General features: G+C 35.5%; 23 protein-coding genes. 11 read left to right on the forward strand and 12 right to left on the reverse strand.

What is annotated here, in order from left to right:
* The first annotated feature begins 45 nt into the window (after positions 1-45).
* From RMN97_RS08945 to RMN97_RS08985, 9 genes are all read left to right on the forward strand, one after another.
* A complete protein-coding gene (locus RMN97_RS08945) occupies positions 46-1677 on the forward strand; it encodes a hypothetical protein (RefSeq protein WP_309614174.1) in 1632 nt (543 codons plus the stop codon).
* Positions 1674-2675 (forward strand): VWA domain-containing protein, encoded by a 1002-nt coding sequence (locus RMN97_RS08950; RefSeq protein ID WP_309614175.1) that lies wholly within the window; start codon positions 1674-1676, stop codon positions 2673-2675. The genes RMN97_RS08945 and RMN97_RS08950 overlap by 4 nt, the downstream gene beginning before the upstream one ends.
* 135 nt (positions 2676-2810) lie before the next feature.
* Positions 2811-3851, forward strand: a complete 1041-nt coding sequence (locus RMN97_RS08955) for a VWA domain-containing protein (protein WP_309614176.1) — start codon at positions 2811-2813, stop codon at positions 3849-3851.
* 15 nt (positions 3852-3866) lie between these two features.
* Positions 3867-4634, forward strand: a complete 768-nt coding sequence (locus RMN97_RS08960) for a tetratricopeptide repeat protein (RefSeq protein WP_309614177.1) — start codon at positions 3867-3869, stop codon at positions 4632-4634.
* Positions 4635-4671: 37 nt separating this feature from the next.
* Entirely contained in the window at positions 4672-6438 is a 1767-nt protein-coding gene (locus RMN97_RS08965; protein WP_309614299.1) for a BatD family protein, read from the forward strand.
* Between the two features lie 8 nt (positions 6439-6446).
* The gene (locus RMN97_RS08970; protein WP_309614178.1) at positions 6447-7193 is read left to right on the forward strand and encodes a tetratricopeptide repeat protein; all 747 of its coding nucleotides are present in this window, start codon (positions 6447-6449) and stop codon (positions 7191-7193) included.
* Between the two features lie 115 nt (positions 7194-7308).
* Complete coding sequence (locus RMN97_RS08975) at positions 7309-7665, forward strand: hypothetical protein (RefSeq protein ID WP_309614179.1); 357 nt, start codon at positions 7309-7311, stop codon at positions 7663-7665.
* A gap of 112 nt (positions 7666-7777) precedes the next feature.
* Entirely contained in the window at positions 7778-8797 is a 1020-nt protein-coding gene (locus RMN97_RS08980) for a phenylalanine--tRNA ligase subunit alpha (protein ID WP_309614180.1), read from the forward strand.
* A 257-nt stretch (positions 8798-9054) separates the two neighbouring features.
* A complete protein-coding gene (locus RMN97_RS08985) occupies positions 9055-9462 on the forward strand; it encodes a hypothetical protein (RefSeq protein WP_309614181.1) in 408 nt (135 codons plus the stop codon).
* A gap of 76 nt (positions 9463-9538) precedes the next feature.
* On the opposite strand, the gene RMN97_RS08990 is transcribed toward RMN97_RS08985, so the two are convergent.
* The 7 genes from RMN97_RS08990 to RMN97_RS09020 all read right to left on the reverse strand — a co-directional run bounded on the left by RMN97_RS08990 (position 9539) and on the right by RMN97_RS09020 (position 14621).
* Positions 9539-10534 (reverse strand): NAD(P)H-dependent glycerol-3-phosphate dehydrogenase, encoded by a 996-nt coding sequence (locus tag RMN97_RS08990; protein WP_309614182.1) that lies wholly within the window; start codon positions 10532-10534, stop codon positions 9539-9541.
* 61 nt (positions 10535-10595) lie between these two features.
* Entirely contained in the window at positions 10596-11177 is a 582-nt protein-coding gene (nadD, locus tag RMN97_RS08995) for a nicotinate (nicotinamide) nucleotide adenylyltransferase (protein ID WP_309614183.1), read from the reverse strand.
* Positions 11177-11764 (reverse strand): hypothetical protein, encoded by a 588-nt coding sequence (locus tag RMN97_RS09000; protein ID WP_309614184.1) that lies wholly within the window; start codon positions 11762-11764, stop codon positions 11177-11179. Before RMN97_RS09000 ends, nadD begins: the two co-directional genes overlap by 1 nt.
* A gap of 2 nt (positions 11765-11766) precedes the next feature.
* Entirely contained in the window at positions 11767-12336 is a 570-nt protein-coding gene (gmk, locus tag RMN97_RS09005) for a guanylate kinase (RefSeq protein ID WP_309614185.1), read from the reverse strand.
* Between the two features lie 86 nt (positions 12337-12422).
* Entirely contained in the window at positions 12423-13283 is an 861-nt protein-coding gene (locus tag RMN97_RS09010) for a YicC/YloC family endoribonuclease (RefSeq protein WP_309614186.1), read from the reverse strand.
* A gap of 91 nt (positions 13284-13374) precedes the next feature.
* Entirely contained in the window at positions 13375-14268 is an 894-nt protein-coding gene (locus RMN97_RS09015) for a DMT family transporter (protein WP_309614187.1), read from the reverse strand.
* Positions 14268-14621 carry an ArsC/Spx/MgsR family protein gene (locus RMN97_RS09020; protein WP_309614188.1) on the reverse strand — a complete coding sequence of 118 codons (354 nt, stop codon included), beginning with the start codon at positions 14619-14621 and terminating at the stop codon, positions 14268-14270. Before RMN97_RS09020 ends, RMN97_RS09015 begins: the two co-directional genes overlap by 1 nt.
* Before the next feature lie 69 nt (positions 14622-14690).
* Between RMN97_RS09020 and RMN97_RS09025 the strand changes: the two genes are divergently transcribed.
* Both RMN97_RS09025 and RMN97_RS09030 read left to right on the forward strand, forming a co-directional pair.
* Complete coding sequence (locus tag RMN97_RS09025; protein WP_309614189.1) at positions 14691-15146, forward strand: DinB family protein; 456 nt, start codon at positions 14691-14693, stop codon at positions 15144-15146.
* Between the two features lie 59 nt (positions 15147-15205).
* A complete protein-coding gene (locus tag RMN97_RS09030) occupies positions 15206-16348 on the forward strand; it encodes a cystathionine gamma-synthase (protein ID WP_309614190.1) in 1143 nt (380 codons plus the stop codon).
* A gap of 57 nt (positions 16349-16405) precedes the next feature.
* Here RMN97_RS09030 and RMN97_RS09035 read toward each other — a convergent pair whose 3' ends face one another.
* The 5 genes from RMN97_RS09035 to RMN97_RS09055 all read right to left on the reverse strand — a co-directional run bounded on the left by RMN97_RS09035 (position 16406) and on the right by RMN97_RS09055 (position 19169).
* Entirely contained in the window at positions 16406-17299 is an 894-nt protein-coding gene (locus tag RMN97_RS09035) for a DUF3078 domain-containing protein (protein ID WP_309614191.1), read from the reverse strand.
* Positions 17300-17375: 76 nt separating this feature from the next.
* Entirely contained in the window at positions 17376-17882 is a 507-nt protein-coding gene (locus RMN97_RS09040) for a DUF2480 family protein (RefSeq protein ID WP_309614192.1), read from the reverse strand.
* A 66-nt stretch (positions 17883-17948) separates the two neighbouring features.
* Positions 17949-18272 (reverse strand): SUF system Fe-S cluster assembly protein, encoded by a 324-nt coding sequence (locus RMN97_RS09045; RefSeq protein ID WP_121314956.1) that lies wholly within the window; start codon positions 18270-18272, stop codon positions 17949-17951.
* Positions 18273-18315: 43 nt separating this feature from the next.
* Positions 18316-18735, reverse strand: a complete 420-nt coding sequence (locus tag RMN97_RS09050) for a SufE family protein (protein ID WP_309614193.1) — start codon at positions 18733-18735, stop codon at positions 18316-18318.
* Positions 18732-19169 (reverse strand): hypothetical protein, encoded by a 438-nt coding sequence (locus RMN97_RS09055; RefSeq protein ID WP_309614194.1) that lies wholly within the window; start codon positions 19167-19169, stop codon positions 18732-18734. Before RMN97_RS09055 ends, RMN97_RS09050 begins: the two co-directional genes overlap by 4 nt.
* Positions 19170-19180 lie beyond the last annotated feature (11 nt).

Raw genomic sequence — 19180 nt, forward strand, 5'->3', positions numbered from 1 at the left:
CCGAAGCTTCGGGATAGCGCACTTTGCGGTTAAGAAAAACAACAAATGAAAATTAAACTATACATATTATTCTTTCTGTTATCGACTTCGCTTTTTGCTCAAAAAGTGGCGACTTCTGTCAATGTTACCAAAAACAAAATCGGAGCCGAATTCAAATTGACTTTAAAAACAGATGTTGATACATTATCAAAAGTAAAATTCCCTGAAGCGAAGAATTTTGGTGCTTTGGAAGTAATTCATTCGTATAAAATTGACACGGTTAGGAATGGCGCGCGATATGAATTAATCAAAAAATATGGGCTAACGCAGTTCGACAGAGGTAGCTATGTTATCCCAAGAATTCCTGTTTTGATTAACGGAAAAGCTGTTTTTTCCGACAGCATTAAATTAGAAGTCAATGATGTAAAAGTCGATACGCTGAAACAAAAGATGTACGACATCAAAGACATCGCTCAAGCTGAAAGTCCGCTAGGAACTTGGTGGATTTACCTTTTAATATTATTAGTTATCGGGATTGCTGGTTATTTCATTTATCAATTCATTAAGAAAAGACAAAGTCAACCAAAAGCTGAAGTAATTGTTTTTAAATCGCCTATCGAAAAAGCAACAACTTTATTACAACAATTGGAAGTCAAAGAACTTTGGCAAAAAGGCGAAATCAAACATTATTATTCTGAATTAACAGATATCGCACGTAATTACATTGAGGAAGAAATTCATATTCCAGCTATGGAAAGTACAACTTCCGAATTGATTGAAGGATTGCGTAAAGCGGCCAAACAAAAGAAACTCAAGCTCTCAAACGAAACGGTAGAAAATCTGGAAAAGGTTTTAATGCAAGCCGATTTGGTAAAATTTGCCAAAGTAAAACCGCTTGACTATGAAATTGAAGAAGATAAAAAACGCATTTCAAGTTCTATTGTAATCATTCATAAGTCAATTCCGGAAGTTGTGGAAGATGATGATGAACTGGCGTTATGGAACGAACAACAAAAAGAATTGGCGCGTTTGCAAAAACTGAAAAAACAAAAGCGCGTCCGAATTATTTCCACCATCGGAATCATATTGGGAATGCTGATGCTTTTTGTTTTAGGCTTGATTTATTTCAAAGGATTTGATTATGTAAAAGACAATTTCCTTGGTCATCCAACCAAAGATTTAGTCGAAGGCCAATGGGTTTATAGCGAATACGGAAATCCCGGAGTAAGAGTAGAAACACCAAAAGTGTTGAAGCGAATTGACGCAACAAAAACACTTCCAAAAGATGCTATGGCGTTGATTAAGGAAATGCAAACTTTTGGTTATGGAAGCTTGTTGGAAGATTTCTATATCGCAGTTTCGACAGTAACCTACAAACAGCAAACACAAATCGATTTAGATAAAACAGCCGAAGGTTATCTGAAAATTATGGAGGCTCAGGGCGCACAAAACATCATCGTGAAGACAGAAGATTTTGATACTCAGAAAGGGATTTCAGGTAAAAAAGCCTACGGGACAATGACAGTTTTAAATAAAATAAAAGGCAAGTCAACTAAAATGTATTATGAAGTATTGCTTTTCAGTCAAAATAGCGGCTTACAAACTATTTTGGTAATGCATCGTGAAGATGATAAATACGGACAGCAAATTGCGGAAAGAATGTTGAACTCGGTCGAATTACAAACAGCGCAAGAATGAAAGAGGTAAGTTTTTTAAATCCTGAGTTTTTCTGGTTGTTTCTATTACTTCCGGCGGCAGTTTTGTGGCAAATCTGGAAAAGAAAACAACAATCCGCTACTTTAAAAATAAGTTCGGTAAAAGGTTTTAAAGCGCAAAAATCGTTGTTAGCCAAGCTAAAACCGTTTTTGTTTGTATTACGGTTATTGGCGTTGAGTTCGTTGATTATTGCCATGGCAAGACCAAGAAAAGTAGATATCAGCAGCCAAACCAAATCGACCAAAGGAATTGACATTGTAATGGCAATCGACGTTTCGGGAAGTATGTTGGCCAAAGATTTAAAGCCAAACCGAATGGAAGCTTTGAAAAAAGTAGCCGAGAATTTCGTTGAGAGAAGACCAAATGACCGAATCGGAATTGTAGTTTATGCTTCAGAAGCATACACAAAAACACCGGTTACAAGCGACAAGGCAATTATTCAAGAAGCGATTCAAAGCATTAAATACGACAACGTTTTGCAGGACGGAACCGGAATCGGAATGGGATTGACGACAGCCGTAAATCGTTTGAAAGACAGCAAAGCCAAAAGTAAAGTGATTATTCTTTTAACGGACGGTGTGAACAATGCTGGTTTTATAGAGCCCGAAACAGCTTCGCAAATTGCAAAAGAATACGGAATAAAAGTATATACAGTCGGAATCGGCACGAATGGAAACGCGATGTTTCCCTATGCGTATGCTCCAAATGGCGGCTTTTTATTCCGAATGATGCCTGTTGAAATTGATGTGAACTTATTACAAACTATCGCCAGAAATACGGGTGGAAAATATTTCAGAGCAAGTAGTAATAGCAAATTGGAATCGATTTACAAAGAAATCAATAAACTGGAAACCACCGAAATTCAAGAGCTGAAATTCTATGATTATGATGAAAAATACAGGTTGTTTGTTTGGATTGCAGGGATTTTAGTTTTAATTGAGTTTGGTTTACGAAATACAATTTATAGAAGTTTTATATAAAAACACAAATAGCAATGACCAAATAACAAATAATATTCAAAATCAAAAATCAAAATTTCAAACTAAAATTAGGATTGAAAATTGAAATTTGGAGTTTATTTGAATTTTGGGATTTAACATTTGAAATTTAAAAACATGTACGAGTTAGAAGAAAAATGGTATCTATACTTTTTGTTTGTCATTCCAGTAATGACGCTCCTTTTCCTGTACATTCAATTCTGGAAAAGAAAGAAACAACGCGAGTTTGGTGATTTGGATTTAATCAAAAAATTAAGCCCTGAAAAATCAGCTTTCAAACCTGCTTTGAAATTGGGTGTAATTCTATTGGCATTAACTTGTTTGATAATCGGATTGGTTAACCCAAAAATCGGAACAAAATTAGAAACGGTAAAACGCGAAGGAATTGATATCATTTTTGCGATTGATGTTTCTAAAAGTATGTTGGCCGAAGACGTAGCGCCAAGTCGTTTGGAAAAAAGCAAGCAATTGGTTTCACAGATTATCAATAATTTGGGCAGTGACCGAATTGGAATCATAGCTTATTCAGGAAGTGCTTTCCCAGTTTTACCGATTACTACCGATTATAGTGTCGGAAAAATGTTTTTGCAAACCATGAATCCGGGAATGATTTCAGCACAAGGAACATCAATAGATCAGGCGATTAATTTGGCTCTAACTTACATCGATAAAAAAGATAAAACCAACAAACTTTTAATCATCATCACCGATGGAGAAGATCATTCAAATGTTGCTGTCGATGCTGCTGAAGAAGCTAAAAAAGTTGGTTTGAAAATAATGACTATTGGAGTTGGAACCGAAAAAGGCGGAACTATTCCGTTGAAGAGAAATGGTGTGGTAGAAAGTTTTCAACGCGACCAAAATGGTGAAGTAGTTATCACCAAACGAAACGCAGAAGTGTTGAGAACCATTGCGAAAAGTGCTGGCGGCGGTTATGTTGACGGCAACTCAACCAAAAAAGTTTTGGATTATGTGAAAAACGCCTTAGATAATATCCAAAAAACCGAATTTGAAAGCACACAAATGGCCGATTTCAAATCGCAGTTTCAATGGTTTTTAGGATTTGGTTTTTTCTTGTTGCTTTTGGATGTATTCCTTTTAGAGAAAAAGACAAAATGGGTGAAAAAGATGAATTTATTTAATGAGAAAGATAATTAGATAATAGACTGATAGATGATAGACAGAAACAAATATTTGATATTAATTTTTATATGCTTATTTTCCTTTTTTGCGAAAGCTCAAGAAAAGGAAAAAGATAAGGATTTGCCAAAAGGAAACGATTCTTTTGCCGAAAAAAAATATGATGATGCCGAAGCAGAATACCGAATTTCAGAATCTAAAAATCCGAAAAAATCTATTGCGGCTTACAATTTAGGAAATGCTATTTACAGGCAAAATCAATCTGGCGAAGCCAAATATCATTATGCTAAAGCATTGAAAATCGCTAAAACCAGAGCAGAAAAACACCAGGCTTTTCATAATATTGGAAATACGCTTATGAAAGATAAGGATTATGGCGGCGCAGTAGAAGCCTATAAAAATGCATTGCGCAACAATCCGGCTGATGAAGAGACGCGTTATAATTATGCTTTGGCTAAAAAGATGCTAAAAGAAAATCCTCCAAAAAAAGACGATAAAAAGGATAAGGATAAAAAAGACAAGAACAAAGACAAAAACAAGGACAAAGACAAGGATAAAAAGGACGACAAGAAAGACGGAAAAGATAAAGACAAGGATAAAAAGGACGGCGATAAGGATAAAGATAACAAAGACAATAAAGATCAAAATCAAGGTCAACCAAAACCGCAACCTGGCGGAATTTCGAAACAACGTTTAGAGAATTTATTAGACGCTGTAAACAATGAAGAGAAAAAAGTTCAGGATAAAGTAAACAAACAAAAAGTACAGGCCAATCCTAAAAAAGCCGAAAAAGATTGGTAGTTAAATGATTAGACAATTCGTAAATTTGAAAATGAAAATGAAAAAAGCAGTTGTTTTAATTTTACTCATTTTGGGAAATTCACTTTTTGCTCAAGTACAATTTGAAGCAAAAGTGAGCAAGAATTCTTTGGGATTAAACGAACGACTTCGTGTTGATTTTACAATGAATGCCGATGGGGATAATTTTGTGCCACCAAATTTTGAATCGTCCGGTTTTAAGGTTGTCGGCGGACCAAGTCAATCGGTAAGTCAATCTTGGATAAACGGAAAAAGCTCGTTTAATAAATCGTATATATATATTTTATTGCCTACTCAAAAAGGGGCTTTGACTCTTAAACAAGCTTCGATTGAAATCAATGGGCAGACTTATAAAACATCACCCATTAAAATCAATGTGACCAATGCAGTTGAAATTCCAAAAGATCCTAATGAAGCTCCTGCAATCAGCGCAGACGACAACTTGTATTTGGTTGCGGATATTTCAAAAACCAATCCGTATCTGAACGAACCAATTACAGTAGTTTACAAATTGTATTTCAGTTACAACATCGGAATCACCAATTGGCGTGAGTTGAACAAGCCAAAATACAATGATTTTTGGAGTCAAAATATCGACATCAAACAATTAGTCGCACAAGACGGAATGTTTAAAGGCGAACGCTATCGTTATGTGGTCTTGAGAAAAACTGTTTTATATCCACAAAAATCTGGGAAACTCGAAATTGAGCCTCTTTCATTAGATATCGATTGTCAGGTTCCAACGAATAAAAGAAATTTTTGGGGACAAGCTTTAATGACCGAAGACAGCAAACGTGTTTCGGCAGGAAGTAAAGTCATCAATGTAAAAGCATTACCAGAAAAAGGAAAACCTGAAGATTTTACTGGCGCTGTTGGTCGTATGGATTTCAAAGTAAAACCATCCAAAACCATTTTGAAAAACGGAGAATCTATGGATTTAGATGTAAGCGTAGTTGGAACCGGAAACATGAAATTGTTTACGTTGCCAAAACCGGTTTTACCTTCTGCTTTGGAAATGTATGATCCGGTTCACGATGAAAATGTCTCAACACCATTAACTGGAATGACAGGAAGAATTTCAGATAAATACACGATAATTCCACAATACAAAGGCAATTACCAAATCAAACCGCTGCGTTTTACCTACTTCGATTTAGGATCAAATAGTTACAAAACCATCACTTCTCAACCGATAACTATCAATGTTTTGGATGGACCAAGTATAGCAAGTTCAGAAAAAGCAAATCCGAATGATGTAGCCAAAACCAAATTCGAAGCTGCCAAATCGTTTGCGTACATAAAACAAAAAACATCTCTGCAACCTATGGAAAAGGATGATTTCCTAGGTTCCGGATTATTTTATTCTTTAGTGTTTTTGCCGTTTTTAGCGATTCCGTTTCTGATCATCGGAAGAAGGAAAAAAGAAGAAATGGACAATGATGTTGTGGGGAACAAAATCAAAAAGTCGAATGCTTTGGCTAAGAAATATTTGGGCGATGCCAAGAAACATTTGGGCAACAAAGAACCGTTTTACATCGCGCTTGAAAAAGCAATGCACAATTTCCTAAAAGCCAAACTACATATCGAAACTTCGGAAATGAGCAAAGACAAAATAACCGAACTTTTACTTTCGCGAAAAGCAAATGCGGAAACGGTTTCTGAGTTTATTCATCTGACCGAAAACTGTGAGCTAGCACGTTATGCGCAATCTTCTGAAACGGCTATTCAGCAAGATTATGACAAAGCAGTGGTGATTATTTCTGACCTTGAAAAGCAATTAAAATAATGAAAGAGATGAAGAAAATATTGATTTTATTGCTATTTATTTCTCAGGCTTTTTGGGCACAAACTGCTTTTGACCAAGGAAATAAATACTATGAAAAAGAAAACTATGAAGCTGCAATTTCGAGTTATGAAAGTGTTGCAAACTCCGGAAAACAATCGGCTGAATTGTATTTTAATTTGGGAAATTGCTATTACAAATTGCACAAAGTAGCGCCGGCGATTTTCAATTATGAAAAAGCATTATTGCTTAGTCCAAACGATACAGAAATAAAAACCAACTTAGAATTTGCCCGAAAAATGACGATTGATGATATCAAAGTCATCCCAAAAGTAGGCTTCAACAAACTGATTCAGGATTTCACTGCAAAATACTATTACGACACTTGGGCTTGGATTGCGGTGACTTTTGCGTTCTTGTTCTTATTGTTTTTTGTGGGTTATTACTTTTCGTATTCAACCGTTTTGAAACGTATTTTCTTTTTTGGAATGTTTCTTTGGCTCATCGGAATTGGCTTAAGTGCTGCTTCTGGTTTTTATGAAAAAAGCCGTATGGATAACGAAAGACCAGCAATAGTTTTTGCTGAAACGACATCCGTAAAAAGCGAACCAAAAAGTGCTGCGACAGATGCTTTTGTGCTTCACGAAGGAACCAAAGTGTACATCCTGGAAAGCATTGCCAACTGGAAAAAAGTAGAACTCACCGACGAAACTACCGGCTGGATTGAAGACAGCGCGATTAAGGAAATAAAGAATTAGTGTTCAGTGTTCAGTTATTAGTGTTCAGTATCATTATCTTTGCAATCTTAATTTAGAATTATAGATAATACAGTCTATTCTCTATCATCTATTTTCTATTCTCTAAATTCAAAAAATGTCAAGAGACGAACAATTAAAAAACCGCTGGAACAAAGTCGTAGAAATCCTTTCCAATCAGTTTGCTGAAGGAGATATTTTGGATTTGGACGCAATCATATACTTAATTGGAGTGCAGGAATTAGGACAATTCAAGCAGGCTTTCAAAAAAGATGAAAAAGTAAACCTGATGCACATCGCCATTTGCCGTTTACTCGAGCCTTATGGTTTCTACGAATTTGATTTTGTAGATAAAGATGGTTGGCCGCATTATAAAATCAAAGAGGAATTACCGCCATTAAAAGCCGGAGAACAATCCGTTTTGATGAAAGAAGCCATTGTGAATTATTTTCTGGAAAAAGAAGTAATTGAATAGGTGTATGAGGTTTATCAGGTTTATGATGGTTATAAATTGCATAAACTTATAAACCTCATAAACTATATAAACTATATAAAAACACTAAATTTGCACCTTTACAAAATGACAGATGATAGAAAAGATTAAAGAACATATTGAAGAAGCTAAAGCATTCAACACCAAAAACAAGGAAGCTTTAGAACATTTCCGTATCAAATATTTGGGTAGTAAAGGTTTGTTAAAAGAACTTTTTACCGAATTCAAAAACATTCCAAACGACCAGAAAAAAGACTTCGGGCAGGTAATCAATACGCTGAAAACCGTTGCCGAAGAAAAGGTAAAAGCCATTCAGGAAGAACTTGAAAGTAAAGAAGAAGTAAAAGGTTTTTATGGCGATTTATCGCGTCCGTCAGAACCTATAGTAATTGGTTCCCGTCATCCTATATCCTTAGTAAAAAATCAAATCATCGATATTTTTTCAACCATTGGATTCAATGTTTCTGAAGGTCCGGAAATTGAAGACGACTGGCATAATTTTACGGCTTTGAACTTACCAGAATACCATCCGGCGAGAGATATGCAAGACACATTTTTCATCCAAACCAATCCGGATGTTTTGTTGAGAACACATACTTCATCGGTTCAAGTGCGTTATATGGAAAACAACAAACCGCCAATCCGTACTATTTCACCGGGAAGAGTTTTCAGAAATGAAGCGGTTTCCTCGCGTTCACACTGTATTTTCCACCAAGTGGAAGGTTTGTATATTGACAAAGATGTTTCATTTGCCGATTTGAAGCAAACGCTTTTATATTTCACAAAAGAAATGTTTGGTAAAAGCAAAATTCGTTTGAGACCAAGTTATTTTCCGTTTACCGAACCAAGCGCTGAAGTTGATATTTATTGGGGTTTAAAAACCGAAACTGATTACCGTATCACCAAAGGAACCGGTTGGTTGGAAATTATGGGTTGCGGAATGGTTGATCCAAATGTTTTGAAAAACTGTGGCATCAATCCGGACGAGTACAACGGATTCGCATTCGGAATGGGAATTGAGCGTATTGCCATGTTGTTATACCAAATTGGTGACATCAGAATGTTCTATGAAAACGATGTTCGTTTCTTGGAGCAGTTTAAATCGAGTATATAGTCATTTCGAGGAGTTGCGAGGCACGAAGCAAAGCAATCTCATTAAGTGAGAAGCGAATGGCTTGCGAATTTTTGTGATCCCTATTCCCGCTTTCTGTTGCAATCTTTTTTGGTTTGTGCTTCGACAAGCTCAGCATGACAAACAAAAAAAGGATTTACACTGCAATCGGGGCTAAAAGACAAACCATTTTTGTAAAAATAAAATTCTTAACAACCATAAAGTAAAGTACTAAAGATTGCTTCGTACCTCGCAATGACATGAAATCCGACATCAACATCCCAGAAGTAGAAAACGTATTCTTCGCCGCCGTTCAGGAATGGAGCGATGACTTTATGGAAAACATTTGGAATGTTTATTTGGTCAATGATTCTGACTTCGATTTAGACAGCGTAATGGTCGTTTCTAAAGCTTTTGGTACTCTTGATGGTGAAATGAAGAAAACGTCGCTCCTGCGTCACGCTTTTGTTCAAATCCCAGCTGTTTCTGTGGTGAAAATTGAGATGGTTGAAAAAAGTGTACTCCAACTCAACAATGAGTTTATGGTAACCTATTTCATAGGCAACACACTTTACGACAAAAAATTTACTTTTATCAAAGATTCAATCAACGAAAAGAATATGGAAGAAGTGCCAATTTTGTTTGTGGATGGTGTTATTGTGAGGTAAAGAAGAAAAAAGAAAATAGATAATAGAACATAGAGCAATCTCTATTTTCTATTATCTATTTTCTTTTTTCTAAAAATTAATCCAATTGCTCCGTTAGTTTTTTAAAAACCGCTTTTGCTTCTTTTCCTTCATACAAAATTTGATAAACCGCATCAATAATTGGCGTTTTCGCTTTGTATTCCTGATTCAATTTATAAGCACTTTTCACGGCATAATAACCTTCAGCAACCATTGACATTTCCATCATGGCCGATTTTACGGTGTACCCTTTTCCAATCATGTTTCCGAACATTCTGTTTCGGGAAAACACTGAATAACCTGTTACCAATAAATCGCCCAAATAAGCAGAATCATTAATATTTCGTTTCATCTTATGCACTTTCTTGATGAATTTTCTCATCTCCCGAATCGAATTACTCATTATCACCGATTGGAAGTTATCGCCATAACCCAAACCATGTGCAATTCCGGCAGCAATAGCATAAATGTTTTTCAGCATTGCAGCATATTCTGTCCCGATGATGTCATCTGAAATTTTGGTTTTAATATAATTACTAGAAAGAACATCTGCAACAACTTTAGCTTTATCCGAATCGCCACAAGCAATGGTCAAATAAGAAAGGCGTTCCAGTGCCACTTCTTCTGCGTGACACGGTCCAGTTATTACACCAATATTTTCAAAAGGAATACCGTATTTTTTATTGAAATGTTCTCCTACTATCAGAAACGTTTCAGGAACAATTCCTTTGATGGCAGAGAAAATAACTTTGTCCTTTAAACTCACTGTTAACTTTTCCAATTCGGCATTTAGGAACGCTGATGGAATAGCAAAAATTATATAATCTGCATACGATACCGCTTCATTAATGTCTGATGTTAATCTGAGTTTTTTAATATCAAACTCAACGGAACTTAAATAATTTGGATTGTGTTTTTGGGTTTTTATATGGTCAATTGCCGATTCATTTCGCATGTACCAAGCAATTTCGTCCAGATTAACACATAACATTTTCGCAATGGCTGTTGCCCAGCTTCCGCCACCAATTACGGCAAATTTCGGAAATTTATTCATCTAAATAAACATTTATATCTATCAAAAATACTCATTTTAAAATCATATTTTAGAAAAATAATTACTTCTTATAAAACGCACTGCTATCAATATATTCCCAAACTTTTTGAGGTAACATTGGTGCTACATTCTTTTTGTTTTTGATACTTTCACGAATAAATGTAGATGAAAGTTCAATTACTGGAGCACCAACACGATGGATTTTTGGGTGATTCACAAACTGCTCATCTATTTCACCGGAATTTAATCTTGGATACACATAAATGTGATGATTTTCCAAAATGACTTCGTAGTTTTTCCATTTGTGAAGTGAATTCAGATTGTCTTCGCCCATAATTAAGGCAAACTCATACTTTGGATGTCTTTCTTCCAAATGCGCCAGAGTATTCACGGTATAATTGGGTTGCGGCAATTTAAATTCAATATCCGATGGTTTAATTTTAGTAAAATCTTCGGTTGCCAAAGTTACCATATGCAAACGTTGGTAATCATCTAGTAAAGTAGTCTTTTGTTTGTGTGGATTGTGTGGCGTCACTATCATCCAAATCTGATCCAAATCGGAATGCTCCGCCATGTGATTTGCAATAATCATGTGCCCAATGTGAATTGGGTTAAATGTTCCGAAATAGAGGCCGATTTTCATTATTTAGGGGAGCAGTTTTGATTGTAGAAATCTACAATTTCCATATAATGCTTTTTCCTGAATTCGCCATTAGCATATTTATCCTGAATGGCTTTACAGTCTTTGAAATAACTTTCAATTACGTTCGTAAAATTAATTTTCGAAATATACCCAAAGCATAAATACCATTGACCCAACTTATCGTTCTTTTTCTTCAGGTAATAAGTACTTGTAGAACCACCTCCCATTCCCATTCCTCCACCGGGCATGCCTGCTGCAGGTCCTGCATAATAACTCGAACTATCTGAATAAAGTGTAAGATAACCTTCTTTTTCAACCTTGAGAAGAAGAGGAGTTTTTCTGAAATCGAAATAAACATATTCGTATTTTATCTGTTCTCCTTTGTCATTCGTTAGTGACACTCCTGTAGCACCTCCATAGTCATACACATCAGGCTTTGCGGTTGGCGAAGCCCAATATTTGATATCTCCCGAAGTGACCTTAACAGTTCCTGAAATAGAAGTTCCATCCAAAAAATAGATGGTTCCCGGTGCCTTTTGAGCCAACCCAAACAAAGGGAAAAGCATTAATAAAATTAATCTTCTCATAATTATTTAATAAATTTTTTTACCAGTTCGTATGCCTCCTTTTTCGCGATATCCAAATCATAATTCTTGATTATCATATCAAATTGTGGTGCAGTAGCTAATTCTACGTGAGCTTTCGCAATACGCATATTGATTTTGTCTTCGCTTTCTGTGGAGCGTTCTTTTAATCGTCGTTTTAGTTCGTCAACACTTGGTGGTTTTACAAAAACTGCTAACGTTTCAATCGGAAATTTATGTTTGATTCGCAATCCGCCGGAAACATCAATATCAAAAATTACGTTTTTGCCTTTGGCCCAAATGCGTTCTACTTCGCTTTTCAATGTTCCATAAAAATTATCGCGATACACTTCTTCCCATTCTATAAAATCATCCGCTTTGATATGCTTTTTGAAGTCGGTTATCGACATGAAGTAATAATCTTTTCCATGCACTTCTTCACCTCGAAGTTCACGCGTCGCAGCCGAAATGGAAAACTCCAAATTCAACTCTGGTTGTGCTAATAAATATCTTACTATGGTGGTTTTTCCCGAACCGGATGGTGCTGAAAATACTAATAATTTTCCTTTGTTCATTAATGCTGAATTTATTTCAATTTCTTTTTTTGCCACGAATTACACAAATTTTCACAAATTAATTCGTGCTAATTTGTGGCTAAATATTATAACACATTCAAAACTTGCTCCTTGATTTTCTCCAACTCATCTTTCATCATCACCACCAATTTCTGCATTTCGGTGTGATTGGATTTAGAACCCATGGTGTTTATTTCTCTTCCCATTTCCTGCGTGATAAAACTTAATTTTCTTCCGTTGGCTTCTGTTCCTGCAATTGTTTCGATAAAATAGTTTAAATGGTTTTCCAAACGTACTTTCTCTTCGGTGATATCGTATTTTTCTAGATAGAAAATTAATTCTTGTTCAAAACGATTTTCGTCTACGTTTTCTTTTAATTCATCTAAAGCGGTGCGCAATCTGGTTTTTACTGTTTCAACACGTTCGGCATCATACGAAACCGCATTATTCATCAACGTCATGATGTTGGCAATACGATGCAGAAATTCCCTTTCCAAGGATACGCCTTCATCTTTTCTAAATTGCGCAATGTTTTCTAATCCTTCATCAATTACGGTTTGAATTTTTTTCCATTCGTTTTCATCAATTTCGTCACGCTCCGTTTTTAGTGCATCAGGCATTCTGACAGCCATTTTCATCAATTCGGTTTCATCTGCATTCGGAATCACGGCTTTCATTTGGTTGATATAACCTCGGACAATCGGCACGTTTATTTTAGATGAAGTTTCTTCACCAGTAATTTCAATATACAGGGAGAAATCTATTTTTCCGCGCTCCAATCTCGACGAAAGTTGGTTGCGCAGACCCAATTCCATTTCTCTAAAAACAGAAGGCATTCTGGTATTTAAATCCAATCCTTTAGAGTTCAGTGATTTGATTTCTACGGTAATTTTTTTTGTTGGTAATTGCAAGGTTGCTTTCCCAAAACCAGTCATTGATTGTATCATTGGTGTATTTTAATAGACCTCAAATATATGAAAAAGTGTTCAGTGTTCAGTGAATAGTATTCAGTTCTAAAATAGCTTTTCTGCCGACTATTTACTGTTTACTGACCACTTGCTTTTGTGTTACCAAATAAACGCCGACAAATATCAAAACTGCAGAGACTATTTTAACCAAAGTCAACTCGTCTTTTCCTAAACTGATAGCAAAAACAGTTGCGAAAAGCGGTTGCAAATAAATAAAAACAGCAACCGTAGTTGGATTTAATTCGCGCATTGAAATTAAGTTAAATAAATACGTGAAAAAGGTCGTAAATACAACTACAAAACCTATTTCCCAAAGAATAGTTGTCGGTAGTAATGCCCATTTAATTTCTTGATATTCACTCCAACCAAAAGGCAAAACCATTAACAACCCAAAGGTGTAAATCCATTTAACAAACGTAAATGCATTGTATTTATCCATTAATTTTTTAACGATAATCAGATAAAAACCATAAGCTGTTGCATTAATAAAAACCAACAGATTCCCTAACGAAGCATTAGTTGCGTTTCCGACTGATTTACCATACAGAATCAAAAATGCGGTGCCAAAAAGTCCTAATAAAATTCCGAAAATCTTTTTGAATTTTACTTTCTCTTTTATAATAATTGCAGACAAGATTAGCACAATTATTGGCGAAGTAACCATGATTACTGCTGCAGAAATGGGAGAAGTTAAACTCAAGCCTTTGAAAAATGTCAACATATTCAAAGCCACACCAAAAAAAGCTGCAACTATAATTCGGGGAAAATCTTTTCGCTGAATTTTTTCCTTTGGCCCTAAAAAAGAGATTGCCCAAAACAAGATAGTAGCGCCAGTAACACGCAGTATAATAAATCCGTAGGGTTTGACGTAGGCTGGCATTACATCTTTGGCAATCGTAAACGATACACCGTAAATTAATGAAACCAGCAAAGCGGCAATTAATGCCCAAGTTCTTTTTGACATTAAGAAAGTGCTTTTACAACTTCAATTATATATTTTTGTCCGTTACCAATGTATATCTTATCGTCGATAATAAAAACCGGGCGACTTAAAAACGTGTAGTGTTCCAAGATATATCTCTTGAAATCCACTTCGGTCAACGACTTGTTTTTCAAATCCATTGATTTATAAAGCTGTGCTTTTTTGCTGAACAAAGCTTCGTAGCTGCCAGAAAGTGCATGCATTTCTTCCAATTCATTTTCTGTAATTGGGTTTTGACGAATGTCTTGAAATTCCAATTTATCAGAATTTGGTAATGATTTTATGATTTTTCTGCAAGTGTCACAGGAAGCTAAATAGTAAATTTTATTAGTCATGGGATTTCTTTTTGCAAAGGAAATTCATTTAAAATTTATAATCTGTATTTTTGATAAAAATTTAAAATCATGGATGCCACTTTCAAAATTTGGGAAACCAGCAGAAAACTTTATCTCAAGCTAATCGAAAACTATTCATTAGAACAATTGAACAAAATTCCGGAGGGATTCAGTAATAATTTAGCTTGGAATTTAGGTCATATTATCGTTGCGCAACAAGGTTTGGTCTATCGTCTTTCAGGATTGCCAATTTATGTTAATGACGAAATGAATAATACGTATAAAAATGGTTCCAAGCCTACCGGAACAACTACACAAGCTGAAATTGATGAATTAAAAGAGCTTCTTTTTTCACTTATCGAGAAGACAAAAGAAGATTATGCCAACGGCAAATTTGTTACCTTTACCGAATATACAACTGGCACCGGATTTCATTTGGCATCAACATTGGAAGCCATGAATTTCAATAATTATCACGAGGCTTTGCACATGGGCTTTATGATGAATATTAGAAAGTTTATATAACGTTAAACTCACTCTAGCATCCAAAAAATTAAAATATCTTTGCCAAAAATTAATTCAGAATGAAATTCAATACTAAAGTTATACATGGTGGCCAACACCATGAAAAAGTTACCGGAGCAGTAATGCCACCCGTATTTCAAACCTCAACATACGCACAAACTTCACCCGGAAAACCTGTTGGTGATTACGAATATTCAAGAGCTGCAAATCCAACACGTCAGGCTTTGGAAGATGCTTTGGCTTCGATAGAAAATGGTTCTCGTGGTTTGGCCTTTTCATCAGGGTTAGCGGCAACTGATTGCTTGTTGCGATTGTTTAAAGCAGGTGACGAAATCATTGCAATGGACGATTTATATGGCGGAACGTATAGAATGTTCACTCGTATTTACAAAGACAGCGGTCTTAAATTCCACTTTGTGGACATGAATGATATTGCGAAATTCCAATCGTTAATCAATGAGAACACGAAGTTAGTTTGGGTAGAAACTCCAACCAATCCGTTGATGAAATTAGCCGACATTCAGGAAATCGCGAAAATTACTAAAGCAAAAAATATTCTTTTTGCAGTTGACAATACGTTTGCGACACCTTATTTACAAAAACCCTTGGATTTAGGTGCCGATATCGTAATGCATTCGGCTACTAAATATCTTGGAGGACATTCAGATGTCATTGCCGGAGCTTTGATTATAAAAGACAAAGCACTTGGTGATGAATTACATTTCAAACAATTTGCTACTGGCGCAACATTGGGGCCAATGGATAGTTTCTTGGTTCTACGCGGAATAAAAACATTGCATTTGAGAGTACAACGTCATTGTGAAAACGGAGAAAAAGTGGCTGCTTTTTTAAGCAATCATCCAGAAGTACAAACGGTTTATTATCCAGGATTACCAAGTCATCCGTTTCATGATATTGCCAAAAAACAAATGAGCGGTTTTGGTGGAATGGTTTCGTTCACGTTTAAATCAGGCAAAAAAGAAGATGCTGTTGCTTTCTTAGAAAAACTTAAAGTATTCACTTTAGCCGAATCGCTTGGTGGTGTTGAGAGTTTGGCAAATCATCCAGCATTGATGACACACGCTTCAATTCCGGAAGACAAACGTGCGGCAATTGGAATTACTGATGATTTAGTTCGATTAAGTACCGGCGTTGAAGATATCGCCGATTTATTAGCCGATATTGAACAAGCGTTTAGATAAAACAAAAAGCTCTCTCGTCAAAATAACAAGAGAGCTTTTTTTATACTTATAATTGGTTTATAAACCGTAATTCACACCAATTCCGATAACTTCTCTTGTTTGAAATCCGGGAAAAGCATTGTCATCATAAATCGTTTGAAACGATATATTAGTTGACAAATATTTATTGACTTTCATTACGATGTTTAGTGTATAATCAATGTCTACATTTTGACCGTCTTCTAAATAATTAGTATATAAATTCAGGATGTTCTCCGCGGTTACATTTTCTATCATATTAAATTTATAATAACCGTTCAGAGCGGCTCCAAATTCGCAACGTGAACTATCACCTTGCGCCACACCAAAGGATGGTCCCGCATCGGTGAAATGTTTATGAACCATAATCAATTTAGAAGTTGCCGGCGCAAAGTTTATTTTCAAATTATCGCTTTTCTTCCACAACATACCAATTCCCAATTGGAAATAAGCCGGAGAGAAAAAATGGGAAATTTTCATTGTATTATCTGCAGGGTCAAAACCTGAATCGAATTGCGTTTTGAAGTTGAAAAAAGCGGAGTAATACCATTCTCCGGTAGCTTTTTTACCAAGAAGCGAATTGAATTCCACCCGATCATCGGTTTTTTGGAGATCTTGCCCTTGAAGTTTAGTCAAACCGTAGTTAGCGAAAAATTTGTTGTCCCATGTCCAGGTATCGCTTTTATAATTGAAATCGTATTTCACTCCGGCATTTCCCGAAATGCTACTTTGTCCACCAGCTAACCAATTGTTGAAATTCGCTTGATTAAGTAAAAAAGTAAACATCCCTTTTTTGACCCAGCCATTAGGTTTTTCTTCTTGAATTTTAGCTACAGCTTCTTCTGTTTTCTTTAATAACTCTTTTTCGCTTACTTGAGAAAAAATACTATTCATTGAAAAAATCAATGCGCTTGCCAGTAAAATTTTTTTCATTTTTTCTGATTTTAAAATTTTTAAGGCGCAAAGATAGTAATCAATTTGTTTAATCCAAATCTTGTTAAAATCTAAACTATTTCCCTTTCTTGAATAAAGGAACCGCGGAACATGCTTCTCCATACATAATGCTTTTGGCGAAGGGTTGTAGTTTTTGAATCGCCATGATATAAGCACTTTCGGGAACAGGTTTTTTAGAACAGCCTTTTAAAATGACTGGCTTGTCTTGATATTTTGAGTAATCCAAGGTTGGAAGAATTTCTTGGTAAAGTGCCGTTTCTAAATCGGAAAGCTTGCCCATAACCACTTTTTTGGCAAAAGGAAAAAGATAAACCGTAACCAAAATGCTTGCCCAAGCAGGAATTATGGCATCTGTTGAACAATTAATAGCGACAAAATGATTTTCATATTGTTCCCAATCATGATTTTTCAAAGCTTCGCGAAAGTCTTTTTCTTTCAATAAAAAACTTTCGAAAAGCCATTGGGATATATCAATCTGCGTTCGAATTCCGTTTGGATAATAATCCTCCAAATCGAATACTTCGAGTGCTGAATTGGCAACTTTATTAATTATCTCGCCCATTTTTTTAGTTTGCAGTCGCAGTCGCAGTCGCAGTATCTGAAAACTGGGACTGAGACTGAATACTATTTAAAGCATTCCCAGTTCTAACTTTGCTTCCTCGCTCATTAAATCCTTGCTCCATGGCGGATCAAAAGTAATTTCTACTTCACAAGATTTAACGGTATCTATTTTTTTTATTTTTTCTTCTACTTCACGAGGCAAAGTTTCTGCCACTGGGCAATTTGGCGAAGTCAATGTCATCAATACTTTTACTTCATTATCTTCATTAATCATCACATCGTAAATCAATCCTAATTCGTAGATATCAACAGGGATTTCCGGGTCGTAAATGCCTTTCAGCGTTTTCACCACATTTTCTCCTAAATTGATATCGTCTTTAAATTCTTCCATAGTGTCATTGCGAGGCACGGAGCAATCTCGCTGTATTTAATTATTAATTTTTTGCTTGAAATGCCAATGCATACATTTTTATTTTTTTTATCATAGAAACCAATCCATTGGCGCGTGTTGGTGATAAGTGTTCTTTTAGCCCAATTCTGTCAATAAAATCGGTATTGGCTTCCAGGATATCGGCTGCCTTTTGATTGGAAAAAGCACGAATCAGAATTGCAATAATTCCTTTGGTCAGAATCGCATCGCTATCTGATGTGAAAACTATTTTATCTTCATTCTGTTCGCCGTGAACCCAAACTTTCGACTGACAGCCTTTGATAATATTGTCTTCGGTTTTGTATTGTTCATCAATCAGAGGCAATGATTTCCCTAAATCGATTATGTATTCGTAGCGTTGCATCCAATCGTCAAACATTGAAAACTCGTCAACAATCTCGTCTTGTATTTCTTGTATTGTCATTCTTTTACTTTAGCTAATGAAACTATTTTGTTAACTAACTTTTCAATTTCAGCAGGCGGAAATCCGTGATCAAAATCTATTGTTTCATAGTTTTTATCTTTGTACCGTATTTTCAAATTGGCAATCGCTGCTCCATCATAAAATCTTTTTTGAGTTGGGTCTTTTAATGTTGGTACTTTTTCTAAATCAATCTTTTCAAAATAGCTAATAATTTCTTTCCAATCTTTATCAGAAATGGTTATTTCTTCAGGAGATTTTTCACCATCTCTATCACTTGAAACTGAAGCTTTTTGATTGATAACAACAATTTTTTGGAAAAACCCGCGTGTATTGGCCGTGTATTGCAATGTGGCATTGGCAATATCGTTTTGAGCTTCATTGCTACAACTTTTCCCTAGGAAAATGGTCAGGAAAATCATGGTAATTGCTTTCATATTTTGTATTT

It is taken from the genome of Flavobacterium sp. (assembly GCF_031381455.1).
GTDB lineage: Bacteria > Bacteroidota > Bacteroidia > Flavobacteriales > Flavobacteriaceae > Flavobacterium.